This is a genomic window from Mycoplasma yeatsii GM274B (assembly GCF_000875755.1).
Taxonomy (GTDB): domain Bacteria; phylum Bacillota_I; class Bacilli_A; order Mycoplasmatales; family Mycoplasmataceae; genus Mycoplasma; species Mycoplasma yeatsii.
In genome coordinates this window covers 630,718-653,914 of record NZ_CP007520.1, presented here as the reverse complement: position 1 = coordinate 653,914, position 23,197 = coordinate 630,718, and the positions used below count along the sequence as shown (strand labels likewise).

At 24.7% G+C, this 23,197-nt stretch carries 19 protein-coding genes and 1 tRNA gene; 15 read left to right on the top strand and 5 right to left on the bottom strand.

Annotated features, from left to right (window positions below; translation table 4 throughout):
* The first annotated feature begins 95 nt into the window (after nt 1-95).
* The 6 genes from MYE_RS04060 to MYE_RS02740 all read left to right on the top strand — a co-directional run bounded on the left by MYE_RS04060 (nt 96) and on the right by MYE_RS02740 (nt 7,913).
* Nucleotides 96-3,683 (top strand): BspA family leucine-rich repeat surface protein, encoded by a 3,588-nt coding sequence (locus tag MYE_RS04060; protein WP_052491423.1) that lies wholly within the window; start codon nt 96-98, stop codon nt 3,681-3,683.
* A gap of 114 nt (nt 3,684-3,797) precedes the next feature.
* A complete protein-coding gene (locus MYE_RS02760) occupies nt 3,798-4,556 on the top strand; it encodes a PP2C family protein-serine/threonine phosphatase (RefSeq protein ID WP_042733438.1) in 759 nt (252 codons plus the stop codon).
* A 1-nt stretch (nt 4,557) separates the two neighbouring features.
* Nucleotides 4,558-5,694, top strand: coding sequence for a serine/threonine-protein kinase (locus MYE_RS02755; protein WP_042733437.1), 1,137 nt, complete (start codon nt 4,558-4,560; stop codon nt 5,692-5,694).
* Nucleotides 5,695-5,709: 15 nt separating this feature from the next.
* Nucleotides 5,710-6,618 carry a ribosome small subunit-dependent GTPase A gene (gene rsgA, locus MYE_RS02750; RefSeq protein WP_042733436.1) on the top strand — a complete coding sequence of 303 codons (909 nt, stop codon included), beginning with the start codon at nt 5,710-5,712 and terminating at the stop codon, nt 6,616-6,618.
* Between the two features lies 1 nt (nt 6,619).
* Nucleotides 6,620-7,297 (top strand): ribulose-phosphate 3-epimerase, encoded by a 678-nt coding sequence (gene rpe / locus MYE_RS02745; RefSeq protein WP_042733435.1) that lies wholly within the window; start codon nt 6,620-6,622, stop codon nt 7,295-7,297.
* Nucleotides 7,287-7,913 carry a thiamine diphosphokinase gene (locus MYE_RS02740; RefSeq protein WP_042733434.1) on the top strand — a complete coding sequence of 209 codons (627 nt, stop codon included), beginning with the start codon at nt 7,287-7,289 and terminating at the stop codon, nt 7,911-7,913. Before rpe ends, MYE_RS02740 begins: the two co-directional genes overlap by 11 nt.
* An 8-nt stretch (nt 7,914-7,921) precedes the next feature.
* Here the strand turns inward: MYE_RS02740 and MYE_RS02735 are convergent, their stop codons facing one another.
* The 5 genes from MYE_RS02735 to MYE_RS02715 all read right to left on the bottom strand — a co-directional run bounded on the left by MYE_RS02735 (nt 7,922) and on the right by MYE_RS02715 (nt 14,759).
* The gene (locus MYE_RS02735) at nt 7,922-10,897 is read right to left on the bottom strand and encodes a chromosome segregation protein SMC (protein WP_042733433.1); all 2,976 of its coding nucleotides are present in this window, start codon (nt 10,895-10,897) and stop codon (nt 7,922-7,924) included.
* A 117-nt stretch (nt 10,898-11,014) separates the two neighbouring features.
* Nucleotides 11,015-11,707, bottom strand: coding sequence for a ribonuclease III (rnc, locus tag MYE_RS02730; protein ID WP_004429553.1), 693 nt, complete (start codon nt 11,705-11,707; stop codon nt 11,015-11,017).
* Entirely contained in the window at nt 11,694-12,701 is a 1,008-nt protein-coding gene (gene plsX / locus MYE_RS02725) for a phosphate acyltransferase PlsX (RefSeq protein WP_042733432.1), read from the bottom strand. The genes rnc and plsX overlap by 14 nt, the downstream gene beginning before the upstream one ends.
* Nucleotides 12,702-12,770: 69 nt before the next feature.
* Nucleotides 12,771-14,423, bottom strand: a complete 1,653-nt coding sequence (locus MYE_RS02720) for a DAK2 domain-containing protein (RefSeq protein WP_042733431.1) — start codon at nt 14,421-14,423, stop codon at nt 12,771-12,773.
* Between the two features lie 21 nt (nt 14,424-14,444).
* On the bottom strand, nt 14,445-14,759 hold the full coding sequence (locus tag MYE_RS02715) for an Asp23/Gls24 family envelope stress response protein (protein WP_042733430.1): 315 nt from the start codon (nt 14,757-14,759) through the stop codon (nt 14,445-14,447).
* 176 nt (nt 14,760-14,935) lie between these two features.
* Here MYE_RS02715 and MYE_RS02710 point away from each other — a divergent pair, with 176 nt between their 5' ends.
* From MYE_RS02710 to ptsS, 9 genes are all read left to right on the top strand, one after another.
* Nucleotides 14,936-15,799, top strand: a complete 864-nt coding sequence (locus tag MYE_RS02710) for a hypothetical protein (RefSeq protein WP_042733429.1) — start codon at nt 14,936-14,938, stop codon at nt 15,797-15,799.
* Between the two features lie 245 nt (nt 15,800-16,044).
* Nucleotides 16,045-17,337: a BspA family leucine-rich repeat surface protein gene (locus MYE_RS04055; protein WP_052491422.1), complete on the top strand. Its 1,293-nt coding sequence runs from the start codon at nt 16,045-16,047 to the stop codon at nt 17,335-17,337.
* A gap of 84 nt (nt 17,338-17,421) precedes the next feature.
* Nucleotides 17,422-18,708 carry a BspA family leucine-rich repeat surface protein gene (locus MYE_RS04370; RefSeq protein ID WP_042733428.1) on the top strand — a complete coding sequence of 429 codons (1,287 nt, stop codon included), beginning with the start codon at nt 17,422-17,424 and terminating at the stop codon, nt 18,706-18,708.
* A gap of 97 nt (nt 18,709-18,805) precedes the next feature.
* Nucleotides 18,806-19,777 carry a hypothetical protein gene (locus MYE_RS02695; protein WP_042733427.1) on the top strand — a complete coding sequence of 324 codons (972 nt, stop codon included), beginning with the start codon at nt 18,806-18,808 and terminating at the stop codon, nt 19,775-19,777.
* Nucleotides 19,778-19,838: 61 nt separating this feature from the next.
* Complete coding sequence (locus MYE_RS02690) at nt 19,839-20,753, top strand: hypothetical protein (RefSeq protein WP_042733426.1); 915 nt, start codon at nt 19,839-19,841, stop codon at nt 20,751-20,753.
* Between the two features lie 173 nt (nt 20,754-20,926).
* Nucleotides 20,927-21,124 (top strand): 50S ribosomal protein L28, encoded by a 198-nt coding sequence (rpmB, locus tag MYE_RS02685; RefSeq protein WP_004429574.1) that lies wholly within the window; start codon nt 20,927-20,929, stop codon nt 21,122-21,124.
* Between the two features lie 71 nt (nt 21,125-21,195).
* Nucleotides 21,196-21,280, top strand: a tRNA-Leu gene (locus MYE_RS02680).
* Between the two features lie 87 nt (nt 21,281-21,367).
* Nucleotides 21,368-21,805, top strand: coding sequence for a hypothetical protein (locus tag MYE_RS02675; RefSeq protein ID WP_042733425.1), 438 nt, complete (start codon nt 21,368-21,370; stop codon nt 21,803-21,805).
* Between the two features lie 138 nt (nt 21,806-21,943).
* Nucleotides 21,944-23,185, top strand: coding sequence for a phosphate ABC transporter substrate-binding protein (ptsS, locus tag MYE_RS02670; protein WP_042733424.1), 1,242 nt, complete (start codon nt 21,944-21,946; stop codon nt 23,183-23,185).
* Nucleotides 23,186-23,197 lie beyond the last annotated feature (12 nt).

Genomic DNA, 23,197 nt, shown 5'->3' with positions numbered 1-23,197 from the left:
TAATTAATCGTTAAGTTTAAAATGTGCATTTTATTTTTAGTTTGATCATGATAGTATTTTAAAGAAACACTTATAAAGAAATGAAGGTTTGACAAATGATAAATTTTTTAACTGTTTTAAAGTTTGTTACTTTATTATCAACACATAATCAAAATAGTAATTTAAATGATATTAATATTAATTATGATTTAAACAAATCTCTTAATAATGATTTAAAAATAAATGATCATCAAAGTCACGTAATTTTAAATAATGAAATTATTCAATTAGGTTGAGAAAAAAATAGTAACTCAAATTATAGATTAAAACAAATTCCATCACATATTAAAAAAGTTCCAAATAATTTACCTGAACATATTACTGATATTTCTTATGCTTTTAAAGATAATACAAATCACACTATTTTAGGAATAGAAAAATGAAACACTTCAAAAGTAGTTAATATGAGTGGTGTATTTTATAATGCTCAAAATTTTAATACTATTTTAAATTGAGATACTTCAAATGTAACTGATATGAGTTATATGTTTTATAATACTAAGAATTTTAACGCTCAATTAACTGATAAATTTGTTGCTAATAATGTAAAAAATATGCAGTCTATGTTTGAGAGTGCAGAAAGATTTAATCAACAATTAGATAAAAGTTTTATTACAAATAAAGATGTTAATAGATCTAATATGTTTAAAAATGCTAAGAGATTTAATCAAGATTTATCACTTGGTGAATTTAAAGAAACAAATTTAAAAGAAACTATATTTAAAAATAGTGAAAGTTTAATAAAAGAAAATCAAGCATTATCAATAGTTGATGATACAAGTTTAATTAATTTAAAAAATGATCTTATAAATTTTTGAAATCAAAATATCAAAAATAAACAACTAAAAAACAGTACATATGAAACTATTTTAGAATTATTAAAATTAAATGCTAAAGATAAATTTAAAGATCTGAATTTAGAATTAACATCTATAAAAGATAATGTTAAAACTCTTGAAGTTAATGAAAATCAAATAATATCTATTAAAGTTAATAAAAGATTTATTGTTGATTTAGAATTTGGAAATGTTTTAGAAAATGATCTAAATATTAAAAATTATATGGGTGAAATTTCATCAAATAATAATCCTGATTTTAATAAAGTTTCAGAATCTATTAATACTAATATCATTAAAAAATTTGTTTCAGAAAATAATTCTTTAGAATCAAAAGATGTTAATGAATATATGATAATGCACAGAGATTTAGCTAGTGCAATTATAAAACATAGAATATCAAATAAACTTTATGTTGTAACTTTTAAAATTAACGATCTTGATCTAATAAGAATGGTATGAACTAATAAACTTTATGGATCACGTTCTTTATTAAATGATCAAACATTAAATACAAATTTACAAGTAATACACTTTACTCAAATGTTCGATCAAAAATTAAGATGATATACTCCAAAAATGTATCACAACATTAAAATTAATGATTACTATAACCGTAGAGAAAAACGAGACCTTTACATGGTTGAAGGTAAAAACACAATATATACACACAAAACAAATAAAGATTTTAATCTATATTGTCTTGCTCAAAAGAAAAACGTTATAGAAACAATTTATATTGATGCAAGTGGTAAAGAAAGAAGAACCAGTGAAAATATGCACCAATCTAAATTTGATAATGTTAAAGTTATTAAAAGAATCGGTCACCGTTGAGATGATGATGCAGGAAAAACTATAGCTTATAGACTACCTAAAAATGTTGAAGTTGTTCCTGAATATTTATTCCCTGAAATTAAAAGCACACAAAATTTATTCCAAGGATGTGTAAATTTTGATCAAGATATTTCAATGTGAGACACTAGATCGGTTTCAGAAATGACTTGAATGTTTAATAATGCTACAAAATTTAATAATGCAAGCAAACCTTTAAAATGAAATGTTTCTAATGTAAATAATATGGGATTAATGTTTGGAAATGCAGTTAATTTTAACGCTGATATTTCTAGTTGAAGAACTATTAATTTATTGAATTTAGGTGAAATGTTTAGAAATGCTAAAGTGTTTAATCAAAACATATCAAAATGAGATGTTAGTAGAGCTGAGAACTTTAATAATATGTTTAATCAAGCTGTTGAGTTTAATCAAAATTTAAGAACTTGAAATGTTAGATCAAAAAGACACGATGGATTTGACTTAAACACTCCTTCTTGAAAAGAATGAAATAGAATAATACCTAAATCATTAAAACAACTTCCGAATTTACCTCAAACAATGTATGGTATTAATCCAAGCAAATTACAAAGTGAAGTTAGATTCAAGCTTGCTAAATTTTACAATATCGATGTACACTCTTTAAAATTAGAAGCTAAACCTAATAATAAAATCGCAATAACTTTAAACAATAATAGTAGATATAATCAGTTAAATTCACCAATTGAAATTTCATATACTAGTAAAGAAAAATTAGATCAAGTTATAGAATCAAATACTAACATCGGATTTGTTAAAAATAACTCATCTCAAGCTATTATCGATCAACTTAAAAAAGTATTTAACATTTTAAAAGATGAAGAAATTAAAGTAGAAAATATAACTAATAATAGTGCAAAAATTACAGTAATTAATTCAAATATTTTTGATTCAAATCAACAAAATAATCAAACAACTATTAAGTTTGATTTAATGAAAAATCTAAGTAATATTAAATTTAATACTGATGAGATTGTGATTGAAACAAATGATGAAAAATTATTTATCGATGAGTTTATTAAAAGAAATCAAAAAGTTTTAAATGATAATAATATCGATCTACATTTCTTAAAATTTGAAAAGAAAGAAAACTTCTATGAAATAAGTATTGATAATGGAGAATATGTAAATAATCTTAAAGTTAACTACAAAGTTATTAAACCTATTTCTAAAATAGATGGATTAATCACTGATATTGGTAGATTTAATGTTTTTAATGAATCTGAAATTATTAAAGAATTTATTAGATTAAATAATCAAAAACTTCCAGGAATCGATCCTAATCATCTTGAATTAGTTAGAGAAAAACATAATTGAAAAATTAGACTTAAACCAAATGCTAAAAACTATTCAGGTGAAATTAATGTTACTTTTAAAATAAGAACTAATATTTCACAAAATACAGACAGAAACGCTGGAGCGTTTAACGAGTTAGATCGTAATAAAATCATTGATACTTTTATAAGAATGAATCAACATAGGCTAAATGGTTTAACTAAAGATCATTTTAAAATTGTTTCAGAAAACAATAATTCAATCAGTGTTGAAGTTCAAAATAACGATGATTTTTATGGACAAGTTACAATTACTTATACAATTAGACAAAACGTTAACAATTTCACAATAAACACACAAGCAGGAAGGTTCAAAGAAGAAAATCATAATAAAATTATTAATGCTTTTATTGAAAAAAATAAAGATCAACTACCTGGATTAAATAGAGAAAATTTCCATGTTATAAACAGAACTCGCAATTCAATTCTAGTTAGAATTAAAAATGATGATCGTTTTATGGGAGATATTTTAATTAACTTTAAAACTAACCATATAGCAAAAATTGCTACTGGTTCAATAGTTGGTATTGTAAGTGCTTTTTCTGCTGTTGCCGCAGTTGTTGTTTATATTTTAAAACGTAAGAAAAATAAAATTCAAAAGTAGAGCGTGCTCTACTTTTTTAATGAACTAGAAAATTAAAATAAACATTCTATAAAACCAAGTCAAATAAAATGAGATGATAAAATAATAATGATAAATTAGAAAACAAGGTACGCTATGAAAATAAAAATTAGTAGTCTAACTCATAAAGGTAATTATAGGAAAAATAATCAAGATTATTTAGGATATTCTAAAAGCGTTGATGACTCTTTTTTAGCGATTTTATGTGATGGTATGGGAGGTCATGCTAAAGGTGAAATTGCTTCAAAAACAGCTGTTGAAACTTTTATTGAGCGTTTTGAAAATGAAACTTTTAATAATAAAACTGAACAAGAAATTAATCAATGATTTGATGATACTTTATCATATTCAATAGAAGCTATGAAAAAAGTTGCTAATAACTGTCCTAAGCTATCTGATATGGGGACTACTTTATCTGCAATAATATTTACTAATAATAAAGCTTATGTAATTAATATAGGTGATTCAAGAGTTTATAAATTTTCTGATAATCGTTTAAAACAAATAACGGTAGATCAAAACTTAATGAACTCTAATTATGATCCAGAAAAAATAAAAGAGCGTGCTCAAAAACTATATGGTTCAAGATTTAATGAAATGACTTATTGAAAAATTTTAACAAGTGCATTGGGACCAAATAAAAAAATGAAACCTGATAATTATGTGATTGATGAAATTCAAGGTGTTTATTGTTTAACATCTGATGGTGTTCATGATTATGTTGATTCTCAAACTTTTGTTGATTTTTTAGAAATAAGAAGTTCATTAAAAACTAAAACTAAAAATATAGTTAAATTTGCAATGGGAAACTTATCAACTGACAATTTATCTATCATAATCATAGAGGTTAAATAGAATGAATAAAAATCAAATAAAACAAAATAATAAAATTGATAATGGAATTAATAATAATGAACTTATCGATCGATTAATTAATAAAAGATATAAAATATTAGAATTTATTAACTCAGGAGCCTTTGCTTCAGTTTTTAAAGCAATAGATTTAGATGCATCTTTTTTAAATAAAGAAGATGTATTTGTTGCTGTAAAAATAATGTTAAAAGGAAAAAGAAAAAATACTAAAGAAATTAATGATCGATTAAATTATGAAGTTAATACATTTGCTAAATTATCATTTAGTAAAAATGTGATTAATATGAAAGATGTTTTTGAATGAGATAAATATTATGTAATTGTTATGGAATTAGTTGAAGGAATTGATTTATCTAAAAAATTCTCAGTTTATAATAATATTCTTTCAACAAATGAGTTTATTTATTATTTTGAACAAATTGCTAAAGGATTAAAAGAAATTCACGATAGTAACATTATTCATAGAGATGTTAAACCTGCAAATATTTTAATTACTAAACACCAAAAAGCTAAAATATCAGATTTTGGTATTTCTAAAATTAAAAGTATTATTAATGAAACAAATGAAGATAGCTTTTCACCAGGAACTCCAAGATATACAGCTCCTGAACAATTTATTAATTTTGAATCTAAAAAAAATATTTATTCTTATGAATCAGATATTTATTCAGTTGGAGTTATGATGTATGAATTTATAACAGGAACAACTTTATTTTTAAATACTAATTATGGTAGTTCAAATGTTAAAGAAAGAGAAAAAGAAAATTTTAAAAAACATTTAGTTAAAGAAGTTTTAAGACCTAGATATATTAATCCAGATATTCCTCAATCTATTGAAAACATTATTATGCATTGCTTAGCAAAAGAAGTAAAAAATAGATATAAAAATTTTGATGAACTTTTAAACGATCTACAAAAAGCAAAATTAGAATTAGATGTTAAAAAAGATTTTCCTGAAATGAATTGAGAAGCAGATAAGATTTCAAACATGAAACTTAACTATAATATTAGATATAAAAATTTTATTGAAGAATTTCCTTATAGATTTACTATTCCTACCTTGTTAATTGTTTTTGCATCGTTAATATTATTTATAGTAGTGATTATATTTAACCAATAGGATGGAGTTGTTTTAGTGAAAGGGATTATCATTAAAAAAGATAGTGTTGAAAGTTATGTTTTTTGTAATGAAAATAAACAAACTTATAAAGTTCATGCAAAAGGAAATGTTAAAAAAGAATTAAAACCTAAAATAGGTGATTTTGTTGATTTTGATATTTTAGATGATGGTTATGGATATATTGTTAAAATTCATGAAAGAAAAAATGAATTACATAGACCAAAAATAGCTAATGTTGATCAAGTTTTAATAGTTACTGCTTTATATGAACCGTTATTTGCATCATTTTTATTAAATAAATATATTATGATGTTAGAAACTGAAAAGATTAAACCTATTCTAATTTTTACAAAAATAGATTTATTAAAACAAACTAAATATTATGAAGAAGTTATTCATAAAATTAATTGATATGAAAAAATGGGATATGAAGTTTTAATAATTAATAATAAAGATTCAGATGAAGATAAGAAAAAAGTTTTAGATAGATTAAAAGCAATATTAGAAGATAAAATAAGTGTGTTTACAGGACAAACTGGAGCTGGAAAATCTACAACTTTAAATAACTTCTTATCAATTGAAAATCAAATTAAAACAAATGAGATTTCAAAAAATTTAAACCGTGGTAGACATACAACAACAAATATTCAACTATACTTTTTAGATAAAAATATTTTTATAGCTGACACACCTGGATTTTCAGCATTCGATTTAAATAATATTGATATAGAACATATTTTATATTCTTGAGAAACTTTTAGACCATATTTAAATAAATGTAAATTTATAGATTGTACTCACACTCACGAAACAAAATGTAGTGTAAAACAAGCAGTCGAAGAACACTTACTACCAACATTTATTTATAATGATTATGTAAAAGTCTTTGTTGAAATGAAAGAAAGAAAAGAAAGTAGGTATTAATATGAAAAAATTTATTATTGCTCCTTCTGTGTTGTCTGCAAACTTTATGAAATTACAACAAGAATTAGAATTATGTAAAAAAAATAATATCGAATGAATTCACTATGATGTTATGGATTTTGATTTTGTTCCTAATTTAACATTTGGATCAAAAATTTTACATGATATTAAAAAAAATATAGATATTAAAGTTGATGTTCATTTTATGGTTAAAGTTAAAACTTGTGAATTTGAAGACTTTTTTAAAGACTATATTTCAGCAAAACCTGAAATGATGACAATGCATATTGAATCACTAGTTGATGATTCAACTGTTAATAAATTTATCGAATTATGTAAGAAAAATAATATTAAACCTTCTATAGCTATTTCACCAAAAACTGAAGTTGATGTTATTTCGAAATATTTAGATAAATTAGATAACGTATTAGTTATGAGTGTTGAACCTGGATTTGGTGGACAAAAATTTATTGAATCTAGTTTAGAAAAAATTAAAACATTATCTAAATTAAGAGATGAAAATAACTATAAATACACTATTGAAGTTGATGGTGGAATTAATGGAAAAACTTCAGTTTTAGTTAAACAAGCTGGAGTTGATATGATAGTTGCAGGAAGCTATTTATTTGAATCTGATGATTTTGAAAAAAGAGCAAAAGGATTAATTGATGAACTATAAAAATATATTAATAGTTACTAGCTCAACAAATATTGATCTAAATTCTTTTAATAACGATAATACTTATATTATTGGTGTTGAAAGAGGTTGTTTACATTTAATTGATAAAAATATTAGAATAGATTTAGCAATTGGTGATTTTGATAAAGTTGATGATGCTGAACTTAATGTTATAAAAGAATATGCAAATAAAATAGAAATTTGACCATCTGAAAAAGATTATTTTGATGGTGAACTTGCTATTATTAAAGCTAGAGAAATTTCAAAAGAAGCTAAAATAATTTTTATAGCAAATGCAACAAGAAGATATGAAAAGAACTTTTCAATATTTAGTTTAATCTTTAAATACGATATTAAATTTATTAATGATTATTCAATTATTTTCTTATTAAAAAAAGGAGAAAATACTTTAGAATTTAATAGATTTCAAGATGTGACATATGTAAGTTTTATTTCAAAAGATGATACTAAAATCACAATCAAAGGCTTAAAATATGAAACAAATGAGTTGTTATTAAAACCAATAGCTTCAAGCTGTCTTTCTAATGCATTTATACCTTATAAAGATGCAATAATTACAACTGATAATGATGTAATTTGTATAATGAGTAAATAAAAATGGATCTAATGAGATCCATTTTTTTCACTTATTTGTTTAGCTTCAATTAATTTAATTTTAACTATTTTAGTAATACCTTTTACTTGCATTGTTACACCAAATAATGCATCACAGTTTTCCATTGTTCCGTCACGATGAGTAACAATAATAAATTGAGTTTTATTTGAGAAATGTTTAATAAATCTTGCAAATCTTTCAACGTTAGCTGGATCTAATGGAGCTTCAGCTTCATCTAAAATTACTAAAGGTAAAGGTCTTGCTTTTAAAATTGCAAACAATACTGATAGAGCAACTAGTGATTTTTCTCCACCACTTAATAAGTTAAGGTTAGTAATTTTCTTACCTGGAGGATTTACTTTAATATCAACACCAGTTTCTAAAATATTATCTGGATCTGTAAATATTAATTCAGCATGCCCTCCGCCAAATAATCTAGCAAACACTTCTGGTAAAGCAGCATTTACATCATCAATAATTTTTTTGAATTGAGTTTCCATTGCAATATCGATATCTAAAATAATATCTTCAAGTTTTTGTTTTGCACTCTTAACATCATTTAATTCTTGATCATAATAATCAAATCTCGATTTTTCTTGCTCATATTCAGCAATAGAATCTAAGTTAACATTACCTATATCACGAATTTCATTAATTAATTCTTCAATTTGAGTTCTAGCTAATTCTTCGTCTTCTATTTGAGGAAGTTCCATTTCTAAAGCAACATCAATTGAGATTTTATAACCGTTCATTAAACGTTCAGCAGTTTTCATTTGTTTTTCTAATAAAACATTATATTCACTTCAAATGTGAGCCGCTTGATCTTTTAAGTCATCTAATTCACTTCTTTTTTGAACATTTACTTTGTTCATTTCTTTTTGTTTTTCACTTGTTTTAGATTTATTAGTAACAATAGAATTTATTTTACTTTGTATTTCATCTCGTTTAGATTCTAAATCTACAATTTCTTTTGATAATCTTATAGATTCAGAATCATCTGAACTTTTTACAAAACCAGTTAGTAGATTAACTCCAACTAATACTTGATATTCATCTGAAAGAGCTACTAAACTAGTTTTAATACTTGATATAGATTGATTTGAAATTCTAATAATAGAATTTAGATCGTTAATATCATCTCTTAAATTATCATTATTTGTTTTGTAATCTGTAAGTTCTTTTGTTTTTTGAATTTCTTTTTCTTCTAACGCGATTAATTTTTGTTTTAATTGTTCAATATCGTTATTATTTTCTTCTTGTTTTTCAAAAATATTAACATTTTTTGTTGATCCACCAATAATTGCTCCATTAGGTAAAATTCTTTGTCCATCTAATGAAACAATATTGTATCTAAATCCAATGTTTTTAGCTAAATTAACAGCATTATCATAAGTATCAACAACAATAATAGTAGCTAAAGCATAATCAATAGCAATTTTAATTTCACTTGAATGTTCTACTAATTCATTAGCAAAACCAATAAATCCGTTTGATTGTTCTATTATTTGTTTTTGAGCAGGTGAAATTGAATTAGCTGAAAGTGTGTTTAAAGGTAAGAATGTTACTCTGCTTAAATTATTTCTCTTTAAAAAATCAATTGCTTTTTTAACATCTTGATCAGTTTTCATTACAACTGAATTCATATGTCCAGAAGCAGTTACTGAAATTGCTACTTGATAATCAGAATGAACCGAAACAAGTGATTTTAAAACTCCAACAACTCCACCAATTTGTTTTGAGTTATTAATAATTCCACTAACTCCATCATTAAAACGACTAAAAGAAGTTTTTTTACTATGTTCTAGATTTTCGATGTGAAAACTAATTTTATTTATATTAGTTCTAATAGTTTCTATTTCACTGTAAATTTCATTATATTTAGCTGAATAATAATCATATTTATCTTTTAATTCTAATAAATCATCACTAGCTTTTTCAACTTTTTCTTGTTCACTATTTAATAGAATAGTTTTTTCATCAAATTCTTTTTTAATTAAACTCGCTTTATATTTGTCTTGATCTGAAGTATCAATATTTTGACTTTCTTTTAATTCAGCTTGATTTTTTCTAACTTTTAATTCACTAAGTCTTTTTAAAATATTATTAAACTCATTGTTTAAATTTTGTAATTCTTCATCAGCTGAAGAGTTTTGATCTAAGATTAAATCAATTTCTTCTTGAGTCATATTAATATCATTACTTAATCTTTTAATTTGAATATCTAAAGCAAGTTTTTCTTCTCTATATTGTTCGATTTTTTGCATATATACTCTTAAATCTTTAGTAAGAATATATAATTCAATATTTTCTAGTTGTTGAATCTTTTCTTGATATTTTTTAGCTTTTTTAGCTTGTCTTTCTAGATTAGGTAATCTTCTTGAAATTTCATTTGCAATATCTTCTAAACGGTTTAAGTTTTCAACAGTTTTTTCTAATTTTAAAAGAGTTTCTCTTTTTCTTTTTTTGTATTTACCAACTCCAGCAGCATCATCAAAAATTTCTCTTCTATATTCTGGTTTTGCTTCAGCAAAATTAGCAATAGTTCCTTGAGAAATAATTGCAATACTTGATCTAGTTAAACCTGTTTCTAAAGCTATATCTTGAACATCTCTTAGTTTAGATTTTTCTCCATTTATAAAAAATTCACTTTCTCTAGTAGTACGATCAAACTTACGTCTTACTTCTACAATATCAGTTTTTATAGATGAAAAATTCTTATTTGTATTATCAAAAACTAAAGTAACTTCAGCAAAATTACTAGCAGGTTTATCACTACTTCCACTGAAAACTACATCATCCATTTTAGATCCTCTTAAAGACTTAGTAGATTGTTCTCCTAACGCTCATCTTATAGCATCAGTAATATTTGATTTACCACTACCATTAGGACCAACAACACCTATCATTTCGTAATTAAAATCCATGATAGTTAACTCAGCAAATGATTTGAATCCAGTAGCTCTAATTTGTTTTAAAAATAGCATATAAAAACTCCTTTTTATATTCACATATTTAAATTATATTATTTAATTTTCTATCAATTTAAGAAAAGAAGAAAAACTATTAATAGTTTTTCTAATCTTGTGATTTTTTATTAATTATTAGATTTTTTTCATCTTAGATAAACAATCTTGAGCTGCTTTTTGTTCGGCTTCTTGTTTTGATCAACCTTTACCAATGCCAAATTTTTGTCCATCTAAATTAACACTAACTGTATATAAGAATTTGTTTTCTTTTTGAAAGAACTCTTCATGTTCAACAATATATTTTAAATCACTTCTTTTTTCTGATTGTAATAATTGTTGAAGTTCAGATTTAAAATCTTTTATTTTATCTACAAACTCAGGTTTTTGAATATAAGCAAATAAAGTTTGATCTAATCATGAAATCAATTTTTCTTCACCTTGATCTAAATAAATTGCAGCAGTTAATGCTTCAAAAACATCAGCTAGAATTGAAGGTTTTTCAAAACCTCTAGTTTTTAATTCTCCTTGTCCAAGTCTTATTAATTGACCTAATTTAATATCTTTTGCAACTTCAGAAAGCGATTCTTCTCTTACTGATTTAGATCTTAATTTAGTCAATTCTCCTTCGCTTAGTTTAGGACAATTAAAAAATAGAAATCTAGAAACATACATTTGTAATAATGCATCACCTAAAAACTCCATGCGCTGATATGTGTATTTTAAACGGTGTTCATTTGAATATGAATTATGAGTCAATGCTTCATCAAAAAAACGTGAATTATTAATTTCAATATTATATGTTTTTAAAAAATCTCTAATTGTTGGCATTTGATTTCAATCCACTTTCTATTTTATTTAAAACATCGTTTTTAACTGCATCTAAAGTCATGTTTAAAGTAGCTTTAAATGATCTAACATCACTTGAACCGTGTGATTTAAAACAAATTCCATTAACACCTAATAAAATAGCTCCAGCATGATTTTTATAATCAAATTTCTTAGCAACATTTTTAAATGCTGGTTTTAAAATTAGTGCAGCTAGTTTTTTTACAAATGAACTTGTGATTTCTTTTTTAATTTCTGTTAGTAAAGTTTTAGCAGCTCCTTCACTAGCTTTTAAAGCAATATTACCACTATATCCATCAGTAACAATAATATCAACCTCACCAGTTAAAATATCACGCGCTTCAACATTTCCAATAAAGTTAAGTTCTTTTAATTCACTTAATTTAGCATATGTTTGTTTTTGTAATTCATTACCCTTACTTTTTTCAGTTCCAATATTTAATAATCCAATTGTAGGGTTTTGTTTTTTTAAAATTTCTTTAGCATAAATATTTCCCATAATTGCATAACCAATAAGATCTTCAACTTCATTTTCACTATTAGCTCCAACATCTAATAATAAAGTTACATTATTTTTTGCATTAGGAATTGTTGGCATAAAACCAGGTCTTTTAATTTGATCAATCTCACCTAAAATAAAATGACTACCACCAATAAAAGCAGCTGAATTTCCACCAGTTAACATTCCATCAACTTTTTTATCTCTAACTAGTTCTAAAGTTCTTACGATTGAAGCATCTTTTTTTCTTCTAACATCTAAAATTGAACCGTTCATATCAATTACTTGACTTGTTGGTAATATTTCATATTTATTATTATCAATAGGAAATTCAGCTAGTGCTTGTTTTATTTCTAACTCATCACCAACTAATACTAAAAATAGATCATCATGTTGTTTAATAAATTCACTTGCAGCTTGAACAGCTATTTTAGATCCTAAATCAGATCCCATTACATCAAAAGCTATTTTATACATATAATATTTCCCCTTTATTAAATATTATAAAACCCCATTTACGGGGTTTGTTATTATTTTGGTTTTTTATTATTCTATTGCTATTAAGAAACTGTAAACTTTTTGTCCACCTTCAACAATTTCATATTCAACGTTGTATTTTTCATCTAAGAATTTTCTTAATTGAGCAACATCTTTTTCTTCGGCCTCGTCACCTGTGAAAATGGTGATGATTTCAGTTTTGTTTTTAATGTATTTAGAAAGTTGTTTTTCAAATACAGCTTTTATTGTTTTTTCTGAAGCAATAATTTTTCCATCCACTAGAGCCATGAAATGATCTTTTTTAACTTCCACTCCATCAATTTTTGTATCTTTAACAGATTTAGTAATGTTAAATGATACTAAGTTTTTAAGTGATTTTAATAATTGTGAACTATTTTTTGAAGCAGTTAGAGAAGGATCATAACTTAATGAACAAACCATACCTTGTTGAATTGTTCTTGTTTGAATTACATAAACTTTAGATTTCTTTTCTAGTTTTTCAGCTTGTTTTGCAGTTAGATATACGTTGCTATCATTTGGGAAGATAAATACTGTTTTAGCATCAACTTCTTGAATTGCTTGTAAGAAATCCTTTGTTGATGGATTCATTTTTGAACCCGCATCAATTGCTAGATCAATACCTAGATCTTTTTCAAAATAAGTTTTTAATTTCTTAGAAGGCACAACTGAAACGATTGCAACATCATTAACAAGTTTTCTTTCAATTTTAATGTTTGAAGTTTCTTTTCAAGCTTTTTCCTTTCTTGATTTAAGTTGTTTATCAGCTTGTAAGTTCATATTTTCAATTTTTAGAGTTTTAAAATCTCCATATTGTTGTAAGAATAATAGAACTTGACCTGGTGATAAAGCGTGAGTATGAACTTTTAAAATTTCTTCATCAATAACAACTACCATTGAAGTGTTTCCATAAATTTGTAATTGATCTCTAATAGTTGAAGGCTGAAGTTTATTAATTCATTCTTTATTTAGTAAAACAATAGCTTCAGTACAATATCCGAATTCTTCTTCAGTTTCAAGATCAATGTTTCCACCTTCATTGATTTCTAGTTTAGCTAATTTTTGAACAACTTTTTGGTTTTCAATATATTGTTGCATTCCTTGTAAGAATTTAACTAATCCAAATCCACCTGAATCAACAACACCAACTTCTTTTAATACAGGTAATAAGTTAGGAGTATTTTCTAAACTAGTATTAGCAATTTCAACAACTTGTTTTCAAAACTCTTTAACTTCAGTTGAATCATCAATTTCATTTACTTTTTCACTAGTTTCTCTTATAACAGTTAAAATTGTTCCTTCAATAGGTTTCATAACTGCTTTATAAGCTATTTCACAAGCTTTATTAAAACCTTGTTTTCATTCAGCAACTGATAATTCTTTTGCATCACTCATTCCAAGTGAAAAACCTTTAATAATCTGACTAAAAATTACACCAGAATTTCCTCTAGCTCCCATTATTAGTCCTCTTGCAAAAGTAGATAGATATTTACCTATAGTTGTATTGTTTAATTTAATTTCACTAACTTCAGCATAACCATTAGTAGCTGTTAAGTTCATATTAGTTCCAGTATCTCCATCAGGAACAGGGAAAACATTTAATTTATCTATGTAAGGATAATGATTATATAAATTATTAACCCCACTTAAAATCATATTATTTAATATTTTTATTTTTTGCATTTTTAATTCTCACCCTATACACTATAACATTAAATCATCAACAGCTACTGTTACTGTATGATTAAGAAAGTTTTTAACATTTTTTTCTAGTTCATATTTAATACGAATTTGTATTTCAGTCATCACATCTAAAATGTTTACTCCATTAAGAAGAACAACGTGAATCTTAAACTGATATATATCGTCTTTCATTTCGATTTCTATGGCTTTTGATATATCATTTGTAATCAAATCATCAGAACTATTAGAAGTATAGTTAGCAAGTGCTACTACTCCTGGGATTGTGATTACTGAATCATATATTGTTTTAATAATGAAAGGATCTATATTATTCATGATATCACCATACTTTCATTATTAAATTTTAACATAAAAAAATAGTCTAAGACATCAATAAAAAATACTCTTAAAATATTAGATTAAAATCTAAAGTAAAATTAATATATTTATAGTTAAAAAAACGATATTGTTATAAAATCAAATTTATAAAATAATTAGAAAGAAGATTAATTATGTCAAACAGTGAATTTATAATATTTGTAGTTTTATCTAATATTTTTATGCCTATAGTTATAATGTTTTTTGTAATAGCAAATCGTTTTATATTGTATAGAAGAAAAGATAATTTAAAAAAGTATTTCCAAAAATATATAGATGTTGAAACTCTTGATTCAATTAGATCAAGAAATGTAGCTGAAGTTATATTTTATTTCTTAGTATTTCTTTTTATGTTAAATCAACCTATTGTATATTATGAATTATTTTATATTTATCCTAGTTCATTAACTATTAAAACATTTTTAGAAGTTAAATTTTTATTTATATTTATTCCATTTATACTTTATTTTTTAATAGGACTAGTTATATTTATTTTTAGTGTTACAAGATTTATAAAATCTCTTAAAACAAGTTCAAGTATTAAAAGAGAAATTCAATTAAATGAAATTAAAAAAATTATTAATAATACTAAAGATGTTAAAACTTTTTATAATCTAGAAATTCTTTATAAGAATAAAAAAACTTCTAATCTTTATATTAAATCAGGATTTAGTTGATGAATATCAGCATATGAAAGAAAAATGCACAGAGCTCTTGATAATATAAAAGCTAAAAAAATGATTAGTAAATTTAAATTTAAAAATGTACTTAATGATGATGATTATCTAATTGTAATATCTCAACAATTATTTGAGTTTTTTGATTTTGTTACAAGAAGGATTATGTTTTTAAAAAATCGTAAATTAGTTAAATTTAAAAATTATTCTATTTTAGTAAATGGTGAAAAACAAATTACATTTGATGAAATTGGTGAGTACTTATTAAATAATTATTTACATTTTATTAATCAAAATGTTATGAAAATATTTTCTGAATAAAACTAAAATCACTTAATATTAAGTGATTTTTTAGTTATTAATAAATTATGGCTAATATTTTAAACTTGACTCAAAAAAAAAAAAAAAATAGAATATTAATGTACTATGCAAAATGCATAAATTAGGAGTGAAATTTTCATTTAATTATTAATAAATTATTACTAATATTTTAGACTTGATTCTAAAAAAAAAAAAAAATAGAATAATAGTATATTATGCATAACATGAATTAGGAGTGCAATTTTATGAAAATGTTTAAATGACTAGGGTTAGGTTTACTAACTGCTACTAGTGTGATTTCAACATCATGTGTAATTGCTAATAGCATAAGTGAACACAACCAATATATAAACTCACAAGATAATAATTCAGCAGGTACTTTAGTACAAAACTTAAATAGAAAAGTTGATGAACTAAAAAATAAAATCACTGAAGTTGATGATAATATAAAAAGTCTTGAAGATGCAAAAAAACAACTTACAGATCTAACAACACAGCTTAGTAGAATTTTACAAGAAAAAGAAACTGAACTAGGACGAGTAAAAACAGATCTTGAAACTGAAAAAGATAATCATAAAAAAATAAAAGGTGAAAAAGAAACTCTAGAAAGAGAGATAAGAACTTTAAAATCTGATATTTCATCTCGAACTAAAAAACTTAGTGAAATGAACACAGAAATAGGTAATAAAAAAGAAGAGATAAAGAGCCTTAATTCAAAATTACAAACCACTCAAGAAGAAATAAATAAAATAAACACAGAAAATGATGATTATAAACAAATGATTACTAATATTTGAAACTCAAAAATGAAAAATACTGTTTATAGTGGAGAAAAATATAAAAGTTTATTAAATAGATTCGAAAAAACAACTGGGGTTAAAGTTGAATTAGACAAACAAGATCAAGCTGATAAAGAAATTGGTGATGGTAAAAATAAGAAATTCACAGTTAAAAAAGGTTCTATGAAACTTGAACTAGACACGGGAGAAATTTATCCAAGAATAAGAGAACAAAAAACTACAAATTATAATCCAAATATCAACGGGTTTACAAGTAGTACTGTAGTAACTGAAGTAGGTTATTTTGTAAATGGTAAAGGTGAAGTTCAAATAGAAAAGCTCCACAGAGGTTCGACTAAAGTAAGTGGTAAATTACCTTGATTTGTTACAAATCTAGACGAAGCTTTCTATGAACACCGAATTGAGGAATTCCCATTCTACTTTGGTTTAGAAAATTGAGATGTATCAAATGTAACTAGTATGAATTGAACTTTTTCAGAATCTCTTGTTAATGCTTTCTTAGGTGGATGAGATACAAGAAATGTAAAATGACTTCAACGCACTTTTTGAGGAGCAAACAATTTTAATGGTAATATTTCATCTTGATGAGTATTTCAAGCAAACACATTTAAATTTGTTACTGCTGGTTGTCCTCTTTGGGCAGAACCTTTATGAACCACAAATCTGCCACATACCATTAGAGCTCGTTATACTGAACACCCTCAAGAACCACATCCATATATTAGAGCATTTAATTAAATCATCGTAAATTTATTATATATAAATTATTATTTATAGATTTTCTAATAAAATATACATCATTAAAAATTAGGAGGTAAAGTTATGAAATTATTTAAATGACTAGGCTTAACGTTTTTAATATCAACTAGTGTAATTTCAACTTCAGCACTAATTTTTAATAATATAAATAAAGAAAGTCATACATTAAACCCTCAAAATGATCAACAAGCAGGTATTATTATCAACCAGTTAAATACAACAATAACAAATATAAGATCTGAAATTACTAAAATAAATAATAAAGTAACTCAACTTTTAGAACAAAAAAAGTCACTTATATCAACTAAAACTAGTCTTGAAGGTAAAATCACTGCTAAAGAAACTGAAATAAAAAATACACAAAAACTAATTAACACCGAAAAAGATGAAATAAAAAAACTTGAAAAATTGAAAGGTGAATTAGAAAAAGAAAAGACAGGTTTAAAAGTCGATTTAGCTAATCTTGATAAAGAAATTGGACAAAAAGATAAAGAAATAAACGGTTTAAAAGATGATTTAAAAAAACTTGAAAAAGATTTAAGTGCAAAAGAGGCTGAACTTAAAGCGGCACAAGATCAAAATGATGCTTACAAAAAAATTGTTACTGAAGTTTGAAATCAAAAAATGAAAGATACAGTTTGAGGTGGTGAAACTTATAAATCATTACTAGATAGATTTAATAAAACCGCAGGATTTGAATTTGAATTAAAAAGCAATGCTCAAGCTACCAATAAAATTGAAAATGGTGGAGATAAAAAATTCAGAGTTAAAAAAGGTACTATTGAACTTGACTTAGAAATGGGACGTATTTATCCAAAAACTAATAAACAAAAAAGAGCTGATTATATAAAACCGGGGATTAGAAGTACACAATTAGTTGAGTTTGGTTGAGAAGAAGATGGAAAAATAACAAAAATCATCCCTACTGCAATTAAAGTACCTAACCAACTACCTTGATTTATCACAAATCTTAGCGGGGCATTTGCTGATAATGGGCTTGAGTCAATTGAAGGTTTAGATCATTGAGATGTATCAAATGTAACAAATATGAGTCATATGTTTGAAAACGCTTCAAACTTCAATCAAAATATATCTAATTGAAATACTTCAAAAGTAAGGCATATGGAAAGAATGTTTTGAGGGGCGGTAAATTATAAACAAAACTTGTCTAGTTGAGTAATACGCGAAGATTGTAAAACAACTGAATTTATTGGTCGTAGTGAATCTCTTTGGAAAGATTGAGAATATCAAGTTAGCACTACAGGAGTAAGATATAAATTATGAGATATTTGTGTTCCTCAAAAAATTCGAGAACGTTGAAACAGTCAACATGATCGAATAGGTAGATAAAAAAATTTAGTTATTGTATAATTGTCAAGACATTTTTTAGATTCAATATAATAAAATTATATTTTACATTTTTTAAACAATAATGGGAGGATTAGATATGAAAAAAATTATATTACCTGTAATAGGTAGTTTAGTTACGGGTTCTTTATTATCCGGTGGAACTATTTATGCTATTCAAAAAATTAATAATAATAAAGAAATACAGAAATGAAGAATTTTACTTGAGAAAAAAGAACGCGAATGCGAGATGTTGAAAAGACAACTTGAAGAAGAATTAGAAAAATCTGAAAAACATAATAGAGATATTGCTGAATCAATCGCTGCTCTAAATGAAAAAATCGTAGCAAATTTCAATGAAGCAAAAGAAGTTTATAAAAAAGCTGTTGCTTTAACAACTTATACTGTTAAAGATACTGAAGAAAAAAATGTTAATTACTATCTAGCATATTTTGACTCAGGTTCTAAAGAAATAAAAACTTCTAATCAACCTAAAACTACTTTAACAGGTAATGAAAAACAAATACCAGCAACTTTAGAAGGAATGTTAATAACAGGAATTGATAAATTATTAAAAGAAGAAGCAGAATTTAAAAAAGATCAAACTCTTGATAGACTTGATAATGTTCAAAAAGTTATCAAAGAGATTTTAGAAAAAGCAAAGCAAGGTGGACAAAAATTAACTGAATTTTTCCAAAAACAAATAGACGAATTGAAAAAACTTAAATTAGAGATTCAGACAATTCATGAAAAAGATTTTGTTGAGTTACTTAAATCTATAGATCCTAGCATAACTCCAGAAAATTGAAAAGATGATGATGCAAAAAATACATCAGATAGATTAAATAAGATAAAAACATTATTAAAAAATCTAAAAAGTGAATGAGATTTCCTTTCTGATTCTATTAAAGAAGATATATTACCAAGATTAGATAGAATTAACAAAGATTCTAAAGAAAATTTAGATAGACTAAAAAATGGTACAGATCCTTTACCTTCTGCTTCTAGAGATCAAGGTGGACGTGGTGAAGCAGATCATTCATCAGGGCAACCAGAAAATATGCTATCTTAGAAAAAAAATAATTTAATAAAATAAAAATTAACAAACCTATAAAATATTGGAGGATTAAAAAATGAAAAAACATTTATTACCTATAATTGGTAGTTTAATTATCGGAGGAATAGCAACTGGTGGAACCATGTATGCTGTTAAAACAATAAAATATAATAATCAAGTAGAAAGATTAAAAGTAGAATTAAGAAATCAAATAAATGAAGCTCAAAATTTAATTAACCAAATCACAGGACATTTAAATTCTATCGCAAGTAAAAATAAAGAAATAAATGATGAGCTTGATAATTTAAAATCTAGAACAGAAGCAAATTTCAATGAAGCAAAAGAGCTTTATAAAAAAGCTGTTGCTTTAACAACTTATACTGTTAAAGATACTGAAAAAAAAGATGTTAATTATTATCTAGCTTATTTAGACACAGAAGCAAAAGAAGTGAAAGCTTTTGCATCAGTTACTACTCAGTTTAAAGATAAACAACAAGCAATCCCATCTGATTTTGATCAACTATTAGAAATTAGTGGTTTTAAGGTTGAGGGTAAAGAAATAATAAAAGCAAAAGAAGATTTTAGTAAAGAAACATTTGTTACAAAAGATTCAAAAATAGTTAAAATAATAGATGAAATAGTTAAAGTTACACAACAAGGTGGACAAAAATTAATTGAATTTTTCCAAGAACAGTTAAACGATCTAACAAATCTTAAAAAAGACCTAACTACATTGGATGAAGATGGCTTCTTCAAAGTTCTTAAAGAGTTTGAAAAAACACTTGAAAAAGATGCGTGAGTTAAATCACCAGCAAAAGAAAAACTTGTAAAAATCAAAGGATTCTTAACAAATATTAAATCTGAGTGAAACCTTCTTTCAGGGGCAATTACTTCAAAAATTCTTCCAGAATTAAGAAAACTAGATGAACAAGCAACTGCTATATCAAATAGAATTAAAAATGACGGTGAAAACCCACCTTCAAGACAATAACTAAAATTAAAAAACAAACAACTAAAACACATAAATATATTTCATATTAAGTTCATGATTGTTCATTATTTGATAAGAATATATCTTTATATATGAACTTACTATTGAAATTTATTTTATTTATAGTAATATTTTTAGGTATGATACACTTAAAGAAGTAAGAGGTGAAATTTATGGCAAGAAAAGATGCATTAACAGGTAAATCAGCATTATCAGGTAATTCTAGATCTCACGCATTAAATGCAACTAAAAGAAAATGAAACTTAAACTTACAAAAAGTTAGAGTGATGGATGAAAAAGGTAATGTGTTCAACATCAAAGTTTCAGCTAGAACTTTAAGAACTTTAAAAAAACAAGAAAAATTAGTTTAATAAATAATAATAAGATATGTCCTTTCTAGGTCATATTTTTTTGTTTTATAAGATATAATAATTATTGTTAAGCCCTTTTGGCGGAATTGGCAGACGCATCAGACTCAAAATCTGACGAGGAGACTCGTATCGGTTCGAGCCCGATAAAGGGCACCAATAAGAAATCAACAAACTTAGAGAAATCTAAGTTTTTTATATGTATGCTTTAGTATAAAATAATATTAAAGATTAAAGGGTATTAATATGAATTGAAGTATATCAAAAATTAGTGAAAATAAAATAGCTGTTATGCCTACCAAATTAGGTAATTTTAAAACATTTGCTCAAGCTGTTGATACAGCTGTTAAAATGGCTAAAAGTGAAAAATTATATTTAGATATATTTTCAGAAGACAATATTTTATTAGAAAGTTTAAATTACACTAAAACATTATCTATTCAAGAAATATTTCAAAAATCATTAAGTGATCTTAAATTAACTTATGCTGAAAAAACAGTAGCTAAAATAGAGCTAGATAAAAGAAAAAAAGATTATAAAGATTGTTATGATCTAGAACAAAAAGAACAATTAAAAGAATTATATATTAATGCTAAATGAAAATATAAACATAAAAAGAAACGTATTAAATATGCTAAATTTAGATATAAAATGGCTAAAAAGACATTTAAAAAAGACTTATAGTTGTTTTTAAAATATTGTAATTTTATAACATAGAAACAACAAAAAAATAACCTTAAACAATTAGCTTATATTTGTTATAATTTTAAAGTTATTAAAAGTTTAAAAATAACTGATTTTAAAGGGGAAGAACAATTTAAAATGAAACAAAATCAAACTACATCAAAAATAAAAAAGTGATGTATAAATTTTAAAGAGATTATTGTTAATAAAAGATTATTATTAATATTTATTTTAATAATAGCTTCTATTTGCGGTTTATGAATATGAACTTTTTCAAAAAGCAATAATACTATAAGTATTGGTGGAAGTGCTAGTGCTGATCCTATTATGCAACAATTAACAAATAAATATAGACAAAAAACTGGTCAATCATTTATTTATTCATCAACTGGATCTGGAGCAGGTGCTAGAAATGTTATTAATGAAACTTATAGTATTGGTTTTATTTCTAAATCTGAAACTGATAATTCTATTCCAGAAGAAATAAGAAATAACTTAGTTAGAAAAGATGGTAATGGTGATGGAGAGTTATTTGAACAAATAGAAGAAGGAAAATTAAATAAAGAAGAAACTTTTAAACAAATAATGAGTGATAAAAAAACTAAAGATGGAAAGCAAAGTTATCATTTTGTTGATTTTGCAAAAGACTCAATCGTTTTTGTTTATAACATTAAAGGAACGGGATTAACTGAACAACAAGAAAAAGATATTGCTTTTAATTTAGGGAAAAACGGAACCGTTGATAACAAAGCTAGTGAGGCATTAAAAGAAGTTTATTCAGTTAATGATCAAACTAAGTTAGTTAGTTGATTTGATTTCTACAAAGATATAACAAATAAAGAATTATCAAATATAAGCAAAAATGTGAAAGTTACCCCTTACTCAACAAACTCAGGATCAGGAACAAGAAGCTCATTTGAACACATTTCTGGTTTTAAAAACAATAATACAAAAATCGGAACAGCTGTTAATCAATATAATTCAAACGGTGCAATTTTTACTCAATTAGATAAATCTGATGGAGCATTTGGATTTGTATCAATGGAATATGCTCAACAAATTCAAAATCACAAAAATTTAAGAGCAGTTATTATTAATGGCGATAATAAACAATGAGATATAAATGAACATCCTGAAGATTATGAAGATTACCCTTTAAATAGACCGTTCATTGCTTTATATAAAATGACAGATGATAATAATAAAAATAGACAAATTTTAGAATTTATGCAATGAGTATCTTCATCAAATGAAGTTATTTCATCTTATCAACATCTAGGATTAGTTCAAAGATGAAAAGTTAATAATAATTCAAATCAAAATAATAGTTTAATTAACGAAAACAAAAATCGAATAGATCTTTTAAAAAAGCTAGTTTAGCACTGAGGGGAA